The following is a 19,734-nucleotide window of genomic DNA, read 5'->3' as shown; positions in this document are numbered from 1 at the left end:
TTGAATTCCTCCCTTTATGTACATTCTCGTTGTATATTATCTATTTAAAAATACTTCTAATTCTTTCGCTAACGACTGTACTGCTTTCTTTCTCAACACATATTTTCCGTCATGTATATCAACTAACTTTGCTGAACGTAATAATTTCAAATGATGATGTACTGTTGATTTCCCAAGTTGCAATCTTTCCGTTATTTCCTGCAATGTACGTTCTTTTTCAAACAACATTTTTACAATTCTTAATCTCGCTTCATCCCCGAGCGCCTTATGTTTATGTACTAAAAAGTAGCTCGGCTCATACGGATCTTCAGGATGTATACTTTCGTTTGCGACCGGATAATGAAACACTTTCGTGTCTTCAATATCTGCTTCTATATTCCACGGTCTGTACGTAATTTGCGGGATAAGAAATACATGATGCACACTTGGCTCTGGCATATATATAACGCCACCTGTTGCCCACTCGACAAACTCTTCCGGTTTCATCTTTTTATTCATTTCATTTTTCGCTTCATAATCTCGCTCTAGTATAGAAAGTAGTTGCTCTTCCTCTTTCTTAATAACACTCTCATACCATCCTGTCATAACAGCGATTAAATGCCCTTTTAATAATTGCATATCTGTATTACATATAAACTCAATATACGCAGAGAAAAATTGATGTTCCTGTGTTAATTCCATTAGTCCTTGTGCTGCTGAAACTTCTCCGCTAGCTGCTAAACGTCTCTTCTCTTGATGGATTTCCCCTAAAAACGGTAAGCATACATATTTAAAATCTAATTCTGATAGCGAATTGATATTGTGAGCAAACTGAGATAAGTCCGTAAAATCTCCATCATACAGTAACTGTAGCAACGCTTTCCACGTATTGTGCTTCTCGACAAATTGCAAATGCTCTATCATTTCATGAGGTAAAGATTGTCTTGTTTCCTCCCATTCACTTTGAGTCTTTTCAAGCGTGTCGATTAACCTCTTATGAGTAATTGCCGCGATGCCAAGTGCACATTCGAAAAGTATCGAATACTTCATTTGAACGTTGTATGTTTCCCTCTTTCTACTCGTTACGTGAAAGACTTCCATTTCATCCCCTCCTTATTTGCTATATATTAAATTCTATATTCATCGAATTATACCTTCTATATTTTTAGAATTTTTAATTTTAAGTTGCAGTTGATTTTCTTGTTCAACTATGAGGCAGGTTTCTTGAAGAGAAAGGAGAATTTATTGCAGTAAGAAAAATGATTTAGAAAGCATAAGCTTATTTCTGCAATTGCTACAACGGCGTCATATAGTTCTTCTAGAAACTTCAAAATATCAATCAGATGATAAGTAGGTACGTTTCTACCTAATTTCTCTAACACGTATCGTTGGTCTATCTCATAGTTAAGGAGGCTATACGAATGGGTAAAAAAGAAATATTACAAAATGGAGTCAAACAAGTTTTTTACGATGAAGAATGGTACCCACCGATATCAGAAGCGTTAAAGAATCTTACCGCTGCACAAGCATGTTGGCAACCAGAAGGAAAGTCCAGTAATACGATTTGGGAAAATGCAAACCATTTACTAACCTTTAAAGAGCGCTTACTTTCCCGCTTACATCAAGATGACACATTTGTTGCTCCACAAAATAATGATGACACGTTTGTCCAAGGTGGACCTAATGATGAGGATGCTTGGCAGCAAACAGTGAAGCGAACGCTTCAAGTACATGATGCCTTACAATCTTCATTAACATCCCTTCAAGAAGCAGAACTGGATCAGCCAAGTCCTTCTCTACCAGTTTGGCAACAATATATGAATATCCTTTTGCACGATGCTTATCATACAGGACAAATTATACAACTTCGTAAACTCCAAGGTTCATGGCCAGCTCATCGCTCATATTTATAAGTGATGATTAAAGAGGATAGACACGCATATCATTCTACATTAGCAGAATAATCACAAAAAAAGGCAAATGAGATTCTAGCTCTCATTTACCTTTTTTGCATGTTGGAGAAACGTCCTACAATGAAATAAAATTCACCAAAGAATGTTCAAATGTATAAAGTAAAACTTTGATCAGTGGAATTTTGTCCATCCCTACTAATTATTATCCCAAACCAATCGGTCATTTCCAGGCCATTATCTCCCATCTAACTTCTTCACATTCACACTTATCCATTCATCTGCGCATCGTTCAATATCCCAATGATTTCACTCAACATTTCCTCTGTAAAAGCACCTGCGCTAAAATTCACTAACGCTCGTAACGGCATATAGTTTAGCATAGCCCCCATCATTTCAGATGTATCACTATCCCCTTCAGCCATACTAGCAAACGGGCTATCTTTTAATGCTTTTTCCATAAGCCCTTTTGCGATTGGTGCTAAAATTGGGTCCACAAATATGTCCCCAAGTAAAGTATTACGATGCACTGGTTTTCGAATTATAGTCGTTGATTGAACATGCATGTTATCTTGTAAAACGATCTCTTTTGAAGACTTACCTACTAAAATCTCAAATTCACCTGTTTCAACATGCCAGTCCTTCAATTCAACATTATAATAAGCAAATGATCTTTTATTTAAAGTAAAGTTAACCGTTTTTTCTTCTCCTGGCTGCAATTCTATTTTTTCAAATCCTTTTAACTCTTTTTCAGGACGAATCATTGTGCTTTCAACATCTTTTATATAAAGCTGAACAATTTCTTTCCCCGCTGTACTACCAGTATTTTTCACGTTTACACTGACAGAAACTGTCTCTGTATCCTTTATTTCTTTCTTATCTACTGAAAGATTACTATACTCAAAGTTTGTATAGCTTAACCCAAAACCAAATGGGAACAATGGTTCAATATTTTTCTTATCGTAATAACGGTATCCGACGAAGACACCTTCTTTGTATTCCACTTTGTCACCTTCTCCAGGGAAGTTTAAGTAAGAAGGATTATCGCTTAAAACTTTCGGGAATGTTTCTGCTAATTTCCCGCTTGGATTCGCATCACCAAATAATAAATCAGCAATTGCTCCGCCTAATGCTTGCCCACCTAAATAGCCTTCAAGTATTCCTTTTACTTTACCTATCCATGGCATTTCAATCGGTGCTCCGTTACTTAAAACTACAACGATATTACTTTGAACCTCAGCAATAGCCTCAATTAATTGAACGTGATTTTCTGGTATTTGTAAATGCTTTCGATCAAAACCTTCTGACTCATAACGATCTGGAAGTCCAACAAAAAGAACCACTGTATCTGCGCTTTCTGCAATCTTTTTTGCTTCATTAATCATGTTTTCTTCTATATCATCGCTAGCAAGATCATAACCTTGAGCAAATAGTATATTCGTTTTTTCGCCTGATACAGTTTCAATTTCTTCAAGAATACTCTCAAGTTTTGTTGGATTAATATGAGAGCTTCCACCGCCTTGATAACGTGGTTGCTTTGCAAATTCTCCAATTACCGCTACCGTTCCCTCTTTTTTCAGCGGAAGAATGGAATCTTCATTTTGCAACATAACCATACTTTCACTTGCAACTTCTCTAGCAAGCTGATGATGCGCGTCCTTACTATACACAGCGTTTTCTATTTGGTTATCATAAGCTTTAAAAATAATGTAAAGTAATCGCTCTACTGCTTGATCAAGCTTTTCTACAGATAGCTCACCACCATTAACTGCATCAATAATCTTCTTCTCACCAATTCCAAAGCTTGAAGGCATTTCCAACTCCAAACCGTTAGCTAAACCTTCAACACGCTCATTTACTGCACCCCAATCAGAAACGACAAAACCTTCAAATCCCCATTCATCTTTTAAAATATCATTTAATAAATAGTTATTTTCCGAAGCGTATTCACCATTTACTTTGTTGTAAGCACTCATTACTGTCCAAGGCTGTGCTTCCTTAATGACATCTTCAAAGCTAGCAAGATAGATTTCACGCAATGTTCTTTCATCAACAATTGCATCTACAGACATTCTGCGATGCTCCTGATTATTAGCAGCGAAATGTTTTAATGACGTTCCAATCCCTTGACTTTGTACGCCTTTCACATGATTTGCAGCCATTTGTGATGATAAATATGGGTCCTCTGAAAAGTACTCAAAGTTTCTTCCGCATAGCGGCGAACGTTTTATGTTTGCACCTGGTCCAAGGAGAACACCTACATTTTCAGCCTGACATTCCTCGCCTAATGCAACTCCTACTTGATTTATTAATTCTTTATTCCATGTACTTGCTAACCCTACTGCTGACGGGAAACAAGTCGATGGAATACTGTTATAAATCCCTAAGTGATCTGCTCCCTCTGCTTGTTTTCTAAGTCCATGTGGTCCATCAGTTACCATAATAGAAGGAATTCCTAATCGCTCAATCCCTTTTGTATTCCAAAAGTCTAATCCAGAACATAGACTTGCCTTTTCTTCTAATGTCATTTGTGAAATGATTTTCTTAATATCTCTTTTCATGATAGCCCTCCTAAAAAACAATTAAGTAAACGCTTTCTTAATGTCATTATAGTTATTATTTTTTAGATATTATGGTATATTTTTTAGAATACTTGTAAAAATTTTAGTTGATTATATTTATGATTACTTTGCAAAGTAACATAAGATGTACCCTCTTATTGTGAAACCTTCGCTTAAGAGCGGATTTTATGCTGCTTTTAACTTATACATATATTTAGCTGATTTTTAAAGAATTGAGGTAAAAATAATGAATTGCTCCAAACTAGAAGATTTATATTATATTTGTAAGCTAGTCTTTGACATACATAAAACACCTATCTTTTTCATTGATAACAAAGGGGATTTAGCATTTGAAATCTCGCCCAATTTTCAGCACAACCCTTTGTATTCTTCAAAAGAGGACTTACTTAATCAACTATTTAAGGAAAATCCACCCTATACTTTTCCAGTACTAGAAGAGACTTCTTTTCTTGAAAATTTCTTCTCAATTAGCTTACGTTTGAACGATCAACTGAGTGGGAATATCATCGTTGGACCTGTCCTCTATTCCAGATTATCAGAAACATCAATTAAAGGAATCGTTAATGATCTTCAACTAAAAGTAGACAACGAGAAAATAATACGATATTATCATTCTCTCCCCATCTTAAGCAATTTGAATTTTTTAAATGTAAGTATGGTTCTTTATTACATGCTATATCAACAAAAATTAGATGTTGCTGATATTTTGCAAAAAAATATACTATTAAAAAAGGATGATTTTGAGATTGAACAGCCTGATATACAGATATCGGAGCAACGTCAAAGTACATTAACTCATATCGACCCACTAATTGAAAGGGAAATTTTCGAGTGTATTAAGCTGGGGAAAAAGGATGATTTAATTAAAAATCTAAGGAGATTACCTGAATCAGGGGATCTTGGGGTGTTATCAAAAACAAGTCATTTGCGAAGCCAGAAGAATTCTGCCATCGCAGCAATTACACTTGCGACTAGATCAGCTATAGATGGTGGACTATTCCCTGAAATCGCATATACCCTCAGTGATTTATTTATTCAAAAACTCGAAGAAATAAATAAAAGTGAAGCCATTTCTCCATTTTTGGAGAATGCTTTACTTGAGTTCTCAGAACGAGTAAGAAATGGGACGATACAAAAACATTCAAAACCTATAAACGTATGTCAAAATTATATATTTACTCATCTGTACGAAGAAATCACACTATCCCAACTAGCAGGAATAGTCGCATTAAATCCTAGTTATCTATCTTCCCTTTTCAAAAAAGAAATTGGAATTTCACTAGGCGAATATATACAGCGAGCTAAGATTGATGAGTCAAAAAATTTAATGACCTTTACGAGACATTCTATATCCGAAATTTCTACACTATTAAATTTTCATGATCAGAGTCATTTTACAAAGGTTTTTAAAAAACATACTGGTGTTTCACCTAAACAATTTAAAAATGGATGTTTTTAATGCTTATTCTACTACTAAGAGCAACCTTCTCTCGTTCGACCAATAGATTTATTAAATTGCTTTATATTATTAATAAAAGCCCCCTCAACTCATGTTAAGGGGGTTTTACTAATAATGTAATATACGTTTTTTCTGTTTCCTTTCCATTCTCAATACATGGATTGTGAGCTAAAGGAAAACAAATTGTATAATTATTTCTCTAGCTTCTTCATATATCTCCTAATGTATGAAGAACTTTATTTTTAAAATTCAAATTCAATTTATGAGTTGTTGGTCATTCCAAATACAAGCCCTGAAATATATGGAATTAACCAAATGAACCACACAATTACACTTAATGTGTGAAACTTTGCAATCATTTTTATATCCTTCTTCTTCAAAACTACAGTGGCCCACACAGCATGAAATAGCATAAGCAAAATTGCTGATAAACCCGTAATCCCATGAAAGCTAAATAGCGAACCTTCTGAAGCCATTTTCTCCATTAATGTAGTACCAATCGTATCGCATGCTAATCCAACCCAAAATATAATCACATGCCAAGGTTTTAATGTTTTTTGAATCTTTTCACTCCAAACCCCAATTGAATAAAAAATAAGTGCTGCTGTAATAAATGTAATAGCAGATGCTAGCACATCAATCACCCCTTTACAAAATTTCTCTTCCTATTACAAGTTCTATATTACATAAGGATTATGAACAGAGTATGAATGGAGCATTATCCTTCCAAATATATATAGATGGGCTATGTTTTGGCTAAACCAAATACATAGGGCCACTAAATCTTGTGCGCGATATTTACTTTTTCGTTTAACAAATCCTACATTTCTAGCTAATTGCTCTAAAGCATCAGGTGACGTGTATCGTTGCAACTCTTTAGAAAATAACCCCATTTCATCAGAAGTCGATAAATCCATACGAAAAACGCTATTCTTTTTGTATATTTCTACAAAAAGAATAGCGTTTTTTTCGTTCAATAGATACATTTTGTTAGCTTGATAGCGATGTAATGTGCCCCCTATAAATAATAATAAAAGATAAAAGAACTCAATTAATTACCAATTTATTTTTTATGCACCACAAGTATTAATTAAAGTTGTTTTAGATATATAACCACCTAATGAAGATATATATAACCATTTAGATGAATTATCGTAATGTCCTTGGACATATTCTCCATTAACCCAAGTACCAGTTACATTAGTATCTTTATTAATGAAACCTACAACCTTAGCGCTAGCAGATGCTGTTTTTCGTACATTAGCGCCATATACACCTACTTTTCCTCCATTTGTACAAAGACCTGATACATCATTTTTTTGTAAAGGATGAATTGTTGAAAATGATGAGGTGAATTCAGTATTTTGGGCATTATCAGTAGATGCAAAAGCAGATGAATTAAATCCAAACAAAGAACAAACGAAAACCGCAACTAAAGAAAAAATAGACAAGCGACGAAACATTCTTTCTCCCCCTTTAATAGTATTAACAGTTCTTATCACTACTTTATGTTCCTTTCTAAAATTTTAAATTGAGAAACTTTTATGAAGACCTAGCTAGTTTGGAAGTTTGAAAATGATGAGGTGATACAAGTGCAAACAGGAGTTATTTGTAAACAATGTAATAATGAATACAAACATCTAAAGCAATATGATAAAAGATTGGTGGTCCTCCATGCCCATCAACCTTTTATTATGAAGTAACACCTGAACGTATTATATTATTGTTTTTTATTAACAGACATAAAAATATTTTAATTGTTTTATTGATAATTTCTAAACACAATTATAAAATGTTTGTATATATATAAACTAAATCAAATTATGTTTTGTTTTATTGAAAGAGATAGGAAATATTAATAACAATAAAACAATGGGTATATCACCTACAAAGAGCCGTAAAAAGAATAGAACCAGTACGAAAAAGATACTTTCGTAAAAAAATTTTAAAAATAAGAATTATTTGCTCTTGAAGAAAAGTGACTAGAAAAGTTACAACCATATGGAGAATAAGGTTATACCAAAAAAGTCTTAAAAGGGGGACAAAATTATGGAACAAAGAAAGTTTTCAGTAACACCTCAAGATCGAATGAATTATATATTAGGTCTTTATTCTGCAGATCAACAAATTAATGCAGTTCTTTATTTTCCTGTAGGTATATCAAAGAAAATACTTGAACAATCAGTAAGGATAACGTTACAATTACAGCCGGTTTTGAACAGCCGGTTTGTAGAAAATGATATTCCTTACTGGGAGGAACATTCATCTGCCACTAACTCACCTATTTGCCTTTTTGCAGAAGGAAATGATCAAGAACTTGAAATAATGGCAATAGATTTTATTAAGGAACCTGGTGATCGTATTCAGGGGCCTATGGTTCAAACAAAATTATTACGAGGCACTGCAACAGATATATTAGTTGTGAAATTATCTCATCTATGCTCAGATGGTGCAGGGGTCAAGGAATATATTAATTTGCTTGGAGCAATTTATACTCAACTTTCCTTGGGACTATCCAAGAATCAAATTATAAAGGAATTTGGTGAGGGAAATGAGAGTTTTCGAGATCAATCACATGTATTCAAATATGCTGGAATATCGGACATAAAAAGCGCGTATCGTCCTAACCAAGAACAACAGACATCGTTATGGGCTTTTCCATCTCAACCCAACAAAAATAACTCCCCCCAAATGTCCGTACGGCGGTTGAACCATGAGCAATCTCTACGTCTACTCCAATGGACAAAAGCACAACAGGCTACCTTGAATGATGTAATCATGACTGCATACTTCCGAGCTTTATCACATTTCACTGTGTATGCAGAACCTCGTACCTCAGAAAAAATGATCGGTTTAACAATTGATTTACGTCGATATCTGCCTAATTATACAACTGGGGCTATTTGCAACTTATCCGGCATGGAAATGCCAGTGATTAAAATGGAGGATGATGAATCATTTAATCAGACTCTCGTTCGAATTAAACAATCAATGGATAAAATAAAGTCTCAAAATCCAGGTCTTTCTTCAGCAGCAGGAATGGAGCTACTGGCAGGTATGAAGCTATCTGTGGTGAAGGAAATGTATAATCAGCAATACGAACAGGCTTTACAGATGGGGATGGCGTTGCCGTTACTGACAAATTTCGGGGTGATCGCTGATGAACCTATTCAGTTTGGTGAAGTTCAAGCTGAGGACGGGTATATGACATCGCCCATTATGTATGCGCCATTCTTTTCAATGGGTGCAAGCTTTTATAATGGAAGACTTACATTTACGATTGGTTATCATACACCGGATACATCAAAAGAAAAGGTGGACAAATTTTTAGAAAGTGTTGTTAATCAACTATCATAAATAAAAGAGAATATAGCGCAAAAATTTCTAGCAGCATTGTATTTTAGGGGCTCGTCCCCATGTCTATCAAGTTAACAAAACAAAATACCCCCTGAAATGAAAAAAGACGTTATTCTTTCTGAAAAATCATCGGAAAAGATAACGTCTTTTTATCAAACTTTTTTACAAGTTATCAATCTTTATTATAAAGTGAAGCTTTAATCAGTGGGGTTTTGTTCATCTCCCACTAATTATTAGCTCACACCAATCGGGCTCTCCTTTGTTTATATGCCATTTATTAAACTATTTTGTTCAAATTTAATTAATATACAAATACTTTTGATGAGCTTTCCTCTAACAAACTAGAATTATAATTAGGTGCTAGTACGATGTTTGTATATGTTCCTGTACCCGAAAGGTATTTGTACCTATGTTTTAACCCTGATGGAATAAAAACAGATGCTGGACTTTCAATTATTTGCAATTCTCCTTCAATTTCCACTTCACACATGAGACCAGTACCATCTATTCTATTCCCCCAAAAAATAAAGGCACTATCACAATGATGTGCATGAGTATCTACATGCCCTTCTAAGTTCTCATCCATATGGGCGTCGTAAAATACACGCTGTATTACATAAAATGAAGCACGTTCATCAGTTCTATAATCCATCTGTACCCAACGCTCTCCTGGACCATCACGATGATATAAAAGCTCAGATGCTCCTTTTACAAATGGTTTACTAACTCGAAGAGACTTTGAAAGCCGAGGCCCTTTTCTTTCTATACATTTTTGTTGTATGTTCCTTACTCTTCCTAACATTTCAGGTTGAATACCCTCGTATGCTGAATAATTCTGCTGAACAGCTTTTATATGATAGGATGCAGTATGAGTAAATATATTCTTTCCAATAATCGGTCTCCAATGATCTACTTGACAACCAGTAGCTAATTGGAGAGATTGCGTTAATTCAGGAATCATCTGTAGTTTAAAGCACTGTAGATTACGCTTTTGAGATAAAATTACTGATAAATTTAGCAAATCAACAATCCCAGCACGTTCACCTATTCCGCACAATGTAGCATCAATGACAGATGCCCCCGAATCGATTGCAGCGAGAGCATTTGCCATGGCTAATCCTAAATCATTATGAAGATGAACTTCAATCTCACAAGGGAATGTCTCAACAGATTTCTTCACGATTGTCGCACACTGACCTGGCTCCCAAATTCCTACAGTGTCTGCTAAACTGATTCGATCTGCTCCAGCTATATGTGCAACCTGTCCAATGTAGGCGATATCTTCCCATTCCGTTCGTGAAGCATCTTCAATAGTAAAACGGATTTTCATTCCTAAAGATTTTGCTTCTTCAATAGCTTGTTTCACCTGATTAATAACATAATCTTTTGATCGATTGGTGTATTTTGTTTGTAAAGAAATAGGATTAATAGACGCCCAGATTCCTATCCAATCGGCACCAGCACGATAAGCCGCTTGAACTTCTTCTTCTTTCGCCCGAGCATGCATAAGTATTTCGGCATGCTTTGCAGATGCTGCAACTTCTCGGCAAATCTCTTCTTCTTCTTCAGAGATGCCAGGGTGTCCAACTTCAATAAGACTTACTCCAAAATCCTCTAACTTGTGAAGTAATGTAATTTTGTCTTCCTTGGAGAAACGAATACCACATTGTTGTTCTCCTTCACGTAAGGTAGCATCTAATATTGTTAAACCCTTTTTCATTCCTGTTTGCCTTCTTTCGCCTCTATAAAGTTTAATGTTTGTTCGAATAGGATATTACGATTCTTTTCATACACAGCCCAGTGTGTTGCATCGGGGATTACTACTTCTTTTTTTTGTTTTGCACTTGTTAATTTTGACATCATATTTCGGTCTGCAAATATGTCATCTTCCCCGTAAATGACAAGTAATGGAGTGGTAATCTTAGATGCATCATATAGAGGCTGATTTTTCCAAATATAAAATAAATCTTCAAGTGGACCAACTGGTCGACGAATCGTTTGATTATTATTCTTACTCATAGGATCTGAATCAATAAAAACTTGTTTTACGGCATCCATTGCTTCGTTTGTAACAATTTTTTTATTTCCCATCATCATATGCCAATGATGCATTCCTTTATCAAAGTCTACGATTTGATAAGCTGGTGCTTCAGGATTAAACTGATTAGGTTGTAGTGGGTTTTCGAAAGGTTGTGTCATCATAGGAAGTGTGAACCCATGCATATACCCATATAAAATAAGCTTATTAATATCTTGAGGATGGGATATTGCATAATTTCCAGCCACAACGCCTCCATATGACCATCCAACAATATGAATTTTTTTTACGTTTCTCTTCTTTTTAATCCAATCTACAATCGTTTCTAGATCTTTGGTTGCATCATTCAAATGAATAACCGGACGGTTTTGGGAAGAAGGATCTGACATTTCTTTAGGGCGAGAAGAACGACCAAACCCTCTGAAATCCATAGCCCAAGTATCATACCCTTTTTTGGCATACTCATCCATCCATGAAAATTTTGGTACATCAAATGCCTGAGCTGTAGGTACACTAAATGGTTCTAAAAATAAGATAATTTCATCAGATGTATACTGTTTTTTATTATTTAAGTTTTTATGAAGTAAAAATAATTTTTCTTCTCCTTGCTGAATTTCTAATTCTTGTTTTACTACTTTAGAAGTTTGATCATTTTGAGAAGTTTCTTTGATATTAGAACAACTAGACATAAGTATTATCAAAAAAATCCCTACTAAACTAATGTGTGTCCATTTTATCTTCATTTAGAATATTCCTTTCATTTCATAGAAATAATAGCTATGATTCCCGCCGCGATAATTAATCCGGCTGGTAATCCTTTTGTAAATATTACGGCAATAAGAGTACCTATTAAGACACCTAACAATATCGTAGGATTCATAGGTAGAACTCCTACACCTTTTCCTCCTATGTATGACACAGTAAAACCTGCTAGAATGGATCCTAATCCGATAGGAGAGGTAATTAATTTTATTACGTTTTCACTTGTAATCTTTCCAGATGTGATTGGTACTAAAAGGAATAGCATCAGAAAGAAAATACCAATTGGAAAAGAATATTGTTGAATAAGATGTAATAAAGTTTTTTGTCCAACAGCAAGTAAAACTCCTAATAAACAAGCCGCACCAGCTAGCGCATAATCCTTAACGAGCAGAGCGAGTGTAACAATAATCCCCAGTAACAAAAAAGGAAGCATATTCTCTTACCTCATCTATAATGTTGTATAATCCCAACTATCATTTTCAGGTACAGACACATGTACCATATTTTGATTTGCAAAGTTAATTTGGATTAAATTTGGACTTATTACAGGTTTTAAGTCTTCTCGATTTATTATAAATTTAAATGCTTCAAAGCTTGCTAGAATGCCTACTATATTCGCAACAGGAGAGATTACCGCCCATGGTCGATTTTTTTGCACATAACTATTTGCCCAGTTCTCATCCGCGCCGTACGTGACAGAATGAAGAGCACGCCCATCTTTTAGTTTATGAATTTCATCTTGGATTTCTGTTGTTAACTCTTTTTGATAAGACGGATATCCTAACGCAATTTCATAGGGTGTAGAGTCAGGAGTAAAAGACATGACGCCACCTCTAAATGGAGGCGTCACCGCAATCCAAATTGAAGGGATTCCTAGTTTCTGAGCTGTACGATGGATAATCACTCTCGCTACTAAATTATCAGTTGCATCTATAATGATATCTGTATTCGTTAGAAGCTCTAATGCATTGTCCTCGGTAACAAATTCTTTTGTTATCTCTACTTGTAATAATGGATTAATGTCTTGCAAAATTTCTAAAGCGACCTCTGCTTTTCGCTGTCCTAATTTACTAATGGAACTTAGCATTTGTCGATTGATATTACTTGTTTCAAATACATCTTGATCAATAACATGTAAAGAACCCACACCCATTCGCGCCAATTGGATAAGTGTAATTCCTCCTACGCCCCCTGCTCCAACTACAGTAACTCGAGAATTTTTTAATTTCTCCTGCTCCTCTACAGAGATAACACCAATATTTCGCGTAAAACTTTCTTCATATATATTTTGCATATCATTATTTTTTGTTAACAAATTGTATTCCTCCTTACAGTGTTTTATAATCCCATCCACCTTTTGGGACTTCTTTTACTTGAACCGGGATATGACTATCTAAATCTATTACAATGCCTTTAGGCGCTCTAGCTAGAGGTTCACGACCAGTTAAAACTTGTATTGCTTCATGAAAACTAAATAGTGACAATAGATGAGCACGCATCGGCGTGATAATCCATCCTGCTTTTCCATCACAAAAATCTTGCGCCCACTCTTTTGGTGCGCCTTTCTCCACAGAATACCAAGCTCGACTTTTCTTTATATCAGCAATCTGTTGTCTTAATTCTTGATTTGTTAATTTGCATCCGACACTTGAGATATTTAATGCTTCTTCATAAGGAATTCCGGATGGGAAAAATGTAGAAACAAATCCTCGTGTTGGGGGGCTACCTGACATCCCTACACTTGGTATACCTAATTCTCTAGCTGTTCTATGTATAATGACTCTTGAAGGCATATCATCTACGGCTTCTAGTACGATATCATGCCCTTTTATAAGCTCGATTACATTATCTTCATCGACTCTTGTTTGGATAAAGTTTGTTGATATATAGGGATGTATATCTTTTACAACCTGTTCTGCAACTTTTGCTTTTGGTTCACCTATAACACTAGAAAGCGCTAACATTTGTCTGTTAATATTAGAAACTTCAAATTCATCGGGATCAACACCGGTAATATGCCCTATTCCCATTCGCGAAAACAGAATTGCTTCATATCCACCTACTCCCCCTAGTCCAAAAATAATGACCTTCTTATTTCGAAGACATTCTTGTTCCTGTTCAGAATACACACCAATATTTTTCTTAACCATTTCCCAATAATATGAATCCATATCCATTTTGGAGTCTCCTTTATATGTAGTAACCATTTCAAAAAATAAGTCCTGTATATAAAAATAGTCTACAAGTATGTCGTTTTTGTGTGCTATTTGTAAAAAAATAAAAAAACTTTCAATTCTAATTTTTAAAACAAATGAAGAACTCGAAGATTTAAAGGAGGGAAGAATCAGGTTTTCCACTTTTAAACTACAGGAATTCCAATGGGGTTTCAGGTGAAGATATAGACAATGTAACTCATTTCTTATCTATAAGATTCTTTTTATATGATAAAAGAGGAATTGTAGGTATTGAGGTTGTAACTGACAATAATCTATCAAAGTCTTACTGGATGCGTTCAAACCTGTTTATTCTTACAGAACTTAATCAAATTGATGATTTTGCAAAAAGAATAGGTTACGCATACCCGACTCGATTAATTTAGCAATAGGCTCATCGTCATTTGTTTCTGCTCCTCCAGATACATAGCTTAACATCTTTTCTCTTATAAACTTATGTACAATAGGGACGGGAGCTGGAATAGATGCAAGAATCATCTTTATGCGTATTTACGCAAATACAAAGACTGGATCCAATAAACTAGCCGTAGCAATATGCTCAGGATTATATCTGGCCAATTTCATTGTTGTCCGACCTCCAATGGAAACACCCACGATATGCACTTTTTCTAAGCTTACTCCTTCAATTACTTCATTTAACCATTCTGCTTGTTGTTTTTGGTTTTCAATCGCCTTCGTTTGCACGCTCATTCCAGGTTCACCGAGTAAATCTATCGTGTAAACTGGCCTTTGCTCCCTTAGCCCTTCTAAATTGGGCACCCACATTGGAGTGGATGCACCACGTCCAGGGAGTAAGAGTAGGGGTTCCTTATGTTTGTTTTCCTCTTTAGTAAAGTAATAAGCACGAATTGTGCCATATTTAGTTTTTATATCTTTCGTATCGTTAGGATTTTGAAGAAGTGCCATTGATTCATCGTAAGCAATTTAAAAGTCTTCCTTTCCTTTTTCAGATGTAAAGTGACCAATCTTATTATCATCTCTCTTCATTTGAATTCCTCCTTGCTACAAATATATTGATGAACTTTATCAATATATTCATGGCAATAATCCATTAAAAATTTATCTTCTTTAAGCCTAGTGAATAGGCTAATCATTCCGAATATCCTAAACTGATAATAAGCATTTTCATTTATAATTCACGACCAATTTATGATTTCAATTGGGGCCAACTTATGAGTTAAAAAACATATTACATTATGTTTTTTGTTTTTAGATATGATAATTACCAAATTTATTTTGATAAAAAAACGCTCTTACATCTAATTCTGTAAGAGCGTTTTTTTACTTACTTATTTTCAAATCTCATTTTTACATAATAACTTTCCGTTTTTTGGATTTTAGTTTTACAGCCTCCCTATTTTTTGTAGAAAATCCTGTATAATTACCTTCACAAAAAATAAATTCATGTTTAATATTGTAAACCCATTATCTTTGTTATTTGTTTGAAACGCTCCCCAATATCGATTTAAACAAAAACTCCCCTTAAATCAAAAATGATTACGGGGAGTCAGTTAAATATGATGAAGTTACAGTTCGGATTTCACTTGAACAGAAACATTGTTTTTAATTAAATTTTTGACGTCTTTAAAGGTAACAAAATTGTTACTTTGCTCATCCCAAAGACGGAAACGAATTGAACGCAAGCTTGTGGCAAGAGTAATCGTTGGTACATTTTTTAAAGGAAGCGTATTATTGTGTGCCTCTTCTAGTTTATAGTTAGGTACTCTTGGACTCAAATGGTGAACATGATGATATCCAATATTACCAGTTAGAAATTGCAGAATTTTCGGAAGTTTATAAAATGAACTTCCCTCCACTGCCGCTTTCACATATTCCCACTCTTTATCTTCTTCAAAATAAGAATCTTCGAATGTGTGCTGTACGTAAAACAGCCAAATACCTACTGAACCTGCTATTAAGAATATCGTACCATGTACTAAAAGAAACGATTGCCATCCGATTGCCCAGCAAAGTACCCCTACTAAAGCAACAATTAAAACATTCGTCAAATAAGTGTTCATGCGTTCTTTCTTTCTAGCACCTTTTCTGTTAAATCTATTTTTAAGAAGGAAAACATAAATCGGACCTAATCCAAACATAACCAACGGATTGCGATATAAACGATATGCTAAACGGCGTCTAAATGGTGCTGCTAAATATTCATTCACTGTAAGCGTCCAAATATCTCCTGTACCTCGCTTATCCAAATTACCACTTGTAGCGTGATGAACGGAATGCTCATGCCCCCATTGATCAAACGGGAATAAAGTTAAAACACCCATACATGTTCCTACTATTCTATTTACACGGCGACTTTTAAAAAAAGAATAATGGGTACAATCATGAAAAATAATGAAAATCCGCGTCATAAATCCAGCTGCTAACAGAGATGGAACCAATGCTAACCAATAAGAAACGGACAAACTTTTATAAGCAAGGTACCATAAGATAATAAATGGCACTACCGTATTGATGATTTGCCAAATACTTTTTTTTGCCGTTGATTTTTCAAAAGGAGCAACTTGTTTTTTTAAATTTTTAGTATTTTGTAAGGTCATTTTTTCTAATTCCTTTCCTTTTTGTTGCTAATTCGTATTATAACACATTATTAGTAGTAGGTGTTATATGTAGGTATAATAAATATTTTATAATATAAAAATCTCTTTTTTCTTACTCATTCCTTACAAATTGCTTACGTCGAGAATAGCTTCTATTAATGCTAGCCTCATTATCTTTTTACGAAGATTCGTCATTGGTGTTCCTCCATAAGCTGTTTTCGACATCCTCAATGTAACATTCGTATGTAAGCAAGGATTTTATTTTACATAACATTTACGTAAGCTTATATTTATTCTTTTTTATTATTAATTCTCCATTGTCACGAAACTAACAATAACCAGTTTTCTAAAACGATAAAAAACGAATAACATACACAATGAACGTAATGTTCACTTGTTGCAACTGATTTTACCGGAACTGGATCTATTTCATGAAACAAATCAAATTGCATTTCAAATAAAAAACTAGTCTATTTTGAAAACTCCCCTCACTTTTATTTAACTTTTATTCTATATAAAATGTAAAAATTTAATGTCCGTTTATTTAATTTTAAATCTATGATATATTCAAAATATTAATCACGCAAAGTTAATAACATGAAAAAAAGGTAAAATTATGAAAAAACATTTTATATTCATACTAAAATCACATAGTTTTTAGTATAGAAAGGAGATTCAAAATTTGAATAAGAATTTAACCAAGATTACATTAATAAGCGGTATCGCTCTTATACTTTATCATTTTTTCAAATGGTATTTAGTTGAATTCCTTACCCCATTTGTTATGCCATTTCTTTCAATAATAGTTCATGGATTGTTTTTCTTAATATTAATTTTCACAATCATACATCTCATTAAATACAAAAATTGGAAACCGTTAATTATTCAACTAATCATAGTAATTACTTGGATATGTATACCATTTAATGAGATTTATATAAATTTAGATTTTATTATCTATAAAGAAGACCGTGAAAAAGTTATAGCACTTATAGAACATAAAGAGTTAACTCCTAATGTTCATTATGATAGTAGACAAATTCATTTACCTAAACAGTTTGCATCCACTTCCAAAAACGGTGGGGATGTAATTATTCAACAAAATAAAAATGGTATTTCTGTTTTCTTTTTTACTTATCGTGGTATATTAGATAATTTTTCAGGATTTATTTACACACCAAATGATACTAGACCAAACAAATACGACTTTAATAATGAATATAAAGAGATCACAAAAATAGAAAAAAGCTGGTATTATGTCACATCATATTAAAGAACACAAAAATTTTCTTTTAATTATATTAAAAACATACCGTATTTATAGAAAGGGAGCGCTTGTATACTATATACTGATTTGTACTGTATTCCCTAATTAGGCCCAACACGAATTCTTATCGTATTAGCTCATTCAAGGTGATGCAATTTTTTCACAAGCGATACATCTTTTTTATCATATACGTCGCTTTAACACCACTCAATATAGAGGTTGCTGTTTCAAATGACTCGAACCTTAACATAGGAGTAGCATCACACATCCGTCAACTTAAGAATTGTCTCGTTTTGATTTATTTGTTTTTCTCAACTTGATTGTGACAGGGCACTGCCAACAAAAAGCGATTTTCGTACGCTAAGCGATCTTTTATATAAAAAAGCCGATTTCCTGTAATCTAGAGGATAATCGGCTTTTTACTATTCATTTATTTGTAGTAGTTGAAGAAATTCTAAAGGTATAATCATATTAATTATTATCTATAAAACAATCCGTTTCTCAGTTTCTGAATCGAAATAATGCACTTTATCCATGTTTAAACCAAGCTCTATATTTGATTGGTTTTGCACATCTAAAGAAGTGTCTACACGAGCTACAAAAGATTGTCCATTTAAGTTGGAATATAGATATGTTTCTGCCCCCATTAATTCTGCTACATCAATAGATACCGTTACTTTTGCGTTGTACGGTAAAGCCCCGATTGCTTCTCCATAATAAAAGTCTTCTGGACGTATTCCTATTATGATTTCTTTATTCGTATAGCCCTTATTTCGCAAGCCTTTCATCTTCTCTTCTGGCACTTCAATTTCCCACTTATCAATCATAAGCGCGTTATCTGTTAATACTCCTTTGAAAAAATTCATTCCAGGGGAGCCAATGAATCCTCCGACAAATACATTCTCAGGATTGTCATACACTTCTTTCGGTGTACCGACTTGTTGTACAATCCCATCTTTTAGCACAACTAAGCGCGTTGCCATCGTCATCGCTTCTATTTGATCGTGTGTAACATACACAGTTGTTGTTTGCAACTGCTTGTGCAACTTTGTAATCTCAGCACGCATTTGAACACGCAACTTCGCATCTAAGTTTGATAAAGGCTCGTCCATTAAAAATACTTTTGCATTTCGAACAATTGCTCGGCCCAAGGCAACACGTTGGCGCTGCCCACCTGAAAGTGCCTTTGGCTTTCGGCTTAAATACTGCCCAAGCCCAAGAATTTTTGCTGCATGTTGCACACGCTGGTCAATTTCTTCTTTACTATATTTTCGTAGTTTTAATCCAAATGCCATGTTTTCATAAACACTCATATGCGGATAAAGCGCATAGTTTTGAAATACCATTGCAATATCTCTATCTTTCGGTGTAATATCATTTACACGCTTTCCATCAATATAAAAGTCGCCCTCTGAAATCTCTTCAAGTCCTGCAATCATACGTAATGTTGTAGATTTCCCACACCCTGAAGGGCCAACCAAAACGATAAATTCTTCATCATTTACTTCTAGGTTAAAATCTTTTACGATTGTCACATCATGATCATATTTTTTGTAAATGTTTTTGAATGATAGTTGAGCCATAATAT

Annotated in this window: 15 protein-coding genes and 2 pseudogenes; 4 read left to right on the top strand and 13 right to left on the bottom strand. The window is 34.3% G+C overall.

Translation table 11 applies throughout. The features are described 5' to 3' along the window. Positions 1-36: 36 nt before the first annotated feature. Positions 37-1,080 carry an ArsR/SmtB family transcription factor gene (locus ACP6L7_RS07430; RefSeq protein ID WP_097830402.1) on the bottom strand — a complete coding sequence of 348 codons (1,044 nt, stop codon included), beginning with the start codon at positions 1,078-1,080 and terminating at the stop codon, positions 37-39. A gap of 320 nt (positions 1,081-1,400) precedes the next feature. On the opposite strand from ACP6L7_RS07430, the gene ACP6L7_RS07425 reads away from it, so the two are divergent. Beyond that, positions 1,401-1,892, top strand: coding sequence for a DinB family protein (locus tag ACP6L7_RS07425; RefSeq protein ID WP_097830401.1), 492 nt, complete (start codon positions 1,401-1,403; stop codon positions 1,890-1,892). A gap of 266 nt (positions 1,893-2,158) precedes the next feature. Here ACP6L7_RS07425 and ACP6L7_RS07420 read toward each other — a convergent pair whose 3' ends face one another. Next, positions 2,159-4,450 carry a glycoside hydrolase family 3 C-terminal domain-containing protein gene (locus tag ACP6L7_RS07420; protein ID WP_097830400.1) on the bottom strand — a complete coding sequence of 764 codons (2,292 nt, stop codon included), beginning with the start codon at positions 4,448-4,450 and terminating at the stop codon, positions 2,159-2,161. A gap of 247 nt (positions 4,451-4,697) precedes the next feature. Here ACP6L7_RS07420 and ACP6L7_RS07415 point away from each other — a divergent pair, with 247 nt between their 5' ends. Continuing rightward, positions 4,698-5,930 carry a helix-turn-helix domain-containing protein gene (locus tag ACP6L7_RS07415; protein WP_097830399.1) on the top strand — a complete coding sequence of 411 codons (1,233 nt, stop codon included), beginning with the start codon at positions 4,698-4,700 and terminating at the stop codon, positions 5,928-5,930. A 260-nt stretch (positions 5,931-6,190) separates the two neighbouring features. On the opposite strand, the gene ACP6L7_RS07410 is transcribed toward ACP6L7_RS07415, so the two are convergent. The 3 genes and pseudogenes from ACP6L7_RS07410 to ACP6L7_RS07400 all read right to left on the bottom strand — a co-directional run bounded on the left by ACP6L7_RS07410 (position 6,191) and on the right by ACP6L7_RS07400 (position 7,393). Next, positions 6,191-6,565: an HsmA family protein gene (locus ACP6L7_RS07410; protein ID WP_097830398.1), complete on the bottom strand. Its 375-nt coding sequence runs from the start codon at positions 6,563-6,565 to the stop codon at positions 6,191-6,193. 105 nt (positions 6,566-6,670) lie between these two features. After that, a pseudogene (locus tag ACP6L7_RS07405) lies at positions 6,671-6,847 on the bottom strand (IS4 family transposase); the annotation flags it as partial. A gap of 153 nt (positions 6,848-7,000) precedes the next feature. Then, positions 7,001-7,393 (bottom strand): hypothetical protein, encoded by a 393-nt coding sequence (locus tag ACP6L7_RS07400; RefSeq protein ID WP_097830397.1) that lies wholly within the window; start codon positions 7,391-7,393, stop codon positions 7,001-7,003. A gap of 586 nt (positions 7,394-7,979) precedes the next feature. Here ACP6L7_RS07400 and ACP6L7_RS07395 point away from each other — a divergent pair. Further along, the gene (locus tag ACP6L7_RS07395) at positions 7,980-9,287 is read left to right on the top strand and encodes a condensation domain-containing protein (RefSeq protein WP_097830396.1); all 1,308 of its coding nucleotides are present in this window, start codon (positions 7,980-7,982) and stop codon (positions 9,285-9,287) included. A 301-nt stretch (positions 9,288-9,588) separates the two neighbouring features. Here the strand turns inward: ACP6L7_RS07395 and ACP6L7_RS07390 are convergent, their stop codons facing one another. The 7 genes and pseudogenes from ACP6L7_RS07390 to desA all read right to left on the bottom strand — a co-directional run bounded on the left by ACP6L7_RS07390 (position 9,589) and on the right by desA (position 16,879). Continuing rightward, positions 9,589-11,007: a homocitrate synthase/isopropylmalate synthase family protein gene (locus ACP6L7_RS07390; RefSeq protein WP_097830395.1), complete on the bottom strand. Its 1,419-nt coding sequence runs from the start codon at positions 11,005-11,007 to the stop codon at positions 9,589-9,591. Then, positions 11,004-12,068, bottom strand: coding sequence for an alpha/beta hydrolase (locus tag ACP6L7_RS07385; RefSeq protein ID WP_097830394.1), 1,065 nt, complete (start codon positions 12,066-12,068; stop codon positions 11,004-11,006). Before ACP6L7_RS07385 ends, ACP6L7_RS07390 begins: the two co-directional genes overlap by 4 nt. Before the next feature lie 14 nt (positions 12,069-12,082). Then, entirely contained in the window at positions 12,083-12,520 is a 438-nt protein-coding gene (locus ACP6L7_RS07380) for a DUF441 family protein (RefSeq protein WP_097830393.1), read from the bottom strand. A 15-nt stretch (positions 12,521-12,535) separates the two neighbouring features. Next, positions 12,536-13,402: a HesA/MoeB/ThiF family protein gene (locus tag ACP6L7_RS07375; protein WP_097830392.1), complete on the bottom strand. Its 867-nt coding sequence runs from the start codon at positions 13,400-13,402 to the stop codon at positions 12,536-12,538. A 13-nt stretch (positions 13,403-13,415) separates the two neighbouring features. Then, entirely contained in the window at positions 13,416-14,264 is an 849-nt protein-coding gene (locus ACP6L7_RS07370) for a HesA/MoeB/ThiF family protein (protein ID WP_097830391.1), read from the bottom strand. A gap of 393 nt (positions 14,265-14,657) precedes the next feature. Then, positions 14,658-15,245 (bottom strand): annotated as a pseudogene (locus ACP6L7_RS07365) (alpha/beta fold hydrolase); the annotation flags it as partial. A 602-nt stretch (positions 15,246-15,847) separates the two neighbouring features. Next, positions 15,848-16,879, bottom strand: coding sequence for a Delta(5) desaturase DesA (gene desA, locus ACP6L7_RS07360; protein WP_071746362.1), 1,032 nt, complete (start codon positions 16,877-16,879; stop codon positions 15,848-15,850). Positions 16,880-17,561: 682 nt separating this feature from the next. Between desA and ACP6L7_RS07355 the strand changes: the two genes are divergently transcribed. Then, positions 17,562-18,152, top strand: coding sequence for a hypothetical protein (locus tag ACP6L7_RS07355; RefSeq protein WP_071772901.1), 591 nt, complete (start codon positions 17,562-17,564; stop codon positions 18,150-18,152). A 476-nt stretch (positions 18,153-18,628) separates the two neighbouring features. Here the strand turns inward: ACP6L7_RS07355 and ACP6L7_RS07350 are convergent, their stop codons facing one another. After that, positions 18,629-19,729 carry an ABC transporter ATP-binding protein gene (locus tag ACP6L7_RS07350; RefSeq protein WP_430529013.1) on the bottom strand — a complete coding sequence of 367 codons (1,101 nt, stop codon included), beginning with the start codon at positions 19,727-19,729 and terminating at the stop codon, positions 18,629-18,631. Between the last annotated feature and the right edge of the window lie 5 nt (positions 19,730-19,734).

Origin of the sequence: Bacillus silvicola (assembly GCF_050524305.1) — a bacterium.
GTDB lineage: Bacteria > Bacillota > Bacilli > Bacillales > Bacillaceae_G > Bacillus_A > Bacillus_A cereus_AT.
The sequence above is the reverse complement of the archived record's forward strand: the minus strand, read 5'-3'. Positions and strand labels throughout refer to the sequence as shown.

What these genes read in the sequence shown, in the direction of transcription:
- ACP6L7_RS07390 (WP_097830395.1), bottom strand. Translation starts at nt 11,007, where the DNA reads ATGAAAAAGGGTTTAACAATATTAGATGCTACCTTACGTGAAGGAGAA.
- ACP6L7_RS07370 (WP_097830391.1), bottom strand. Translation starts at nt 14,264, where the DNA reads ATGGATATGGATTCATATTATTGGGAAATGGTTAAGAAAAATATTGGT.
- ACP6L7_RS07395 (WP_097830396.1), top strand. Translation starts at nt 7,980, where the DNA reads ATGGAACAAAGAAAGTTTTCAGTAACACCTCAAGATCGAATGAATTAT.
- ACP6L7_RS07385 (WP_097830394.1), bottom strand. Translation starts at nt 12,068, where the DNA reads ATGAAGATAAAATGGACACACATTAGTTTAGTAGGGATTTTTTTGATA.
- ACP6L7_RS07425 (WP_097830401.1), top strand. Translation starts at nt 1,401, where the DNA reads ATGGGTAAAAAAGAAATATTACAAAATGGAGTCAAACAAGTTTTTTAC.
- ACP6L7_RS07380 (WP_097830393.1), bottom strand. Translation starts at nt 12,520, where the DNA reads ATGCTTCCTTTTTTGTTACTGGGGATTATTGTTACACTCGCTCTGCTC.
- desA (WP_071746362.1), bottom strand. Translation starts at nt 16,879, where the DNA reads ATGACCTTACAAAATACTAAAAATTTAAAAAAACAAGTTGCTCCTTTT.
- ACP6L7_RS07415 (WP_097830399.1), top strand. Translation starts at nt 4,698, where the DNA reads ATGAATTGCTCCAAACTAGAAGATTTATATTATATTTGTAAGCTAGTC.
- ACP6L7_RS07430 (WP_097830402.1), bottom strand. Translation starts at nt 1,080, where the DNA reads ATGGAAGTCTTTCACGTAACGAGTAGAAAGAGGGAAACATACAACGTT.
- ACP6L7_RS07350 (WP_430529013.1), bottom strand. Translation starts at nt 19,729, where the DNA reads ATGGCTCAACTATCATTCAAAAACATTTACAAAAAATATGATCATGAT.
- ACP6L7_RS07420 (WP_097830400.1), bottom strand. Translation starts at nt 4,450, where the DNA reads ATGAAAAGAGATATTAAGAAAATCATTTCACAAATGACATTAGAAGAA.
- ACP6L7_RS07400 (WP_097830397.1), bottom strand. Translation starts at nt 7,393, where the DNA reads ATGTTTCGTCGCTTGTCTATTTTTTCTTTAGTTGCGGTTTTCGTTTGT.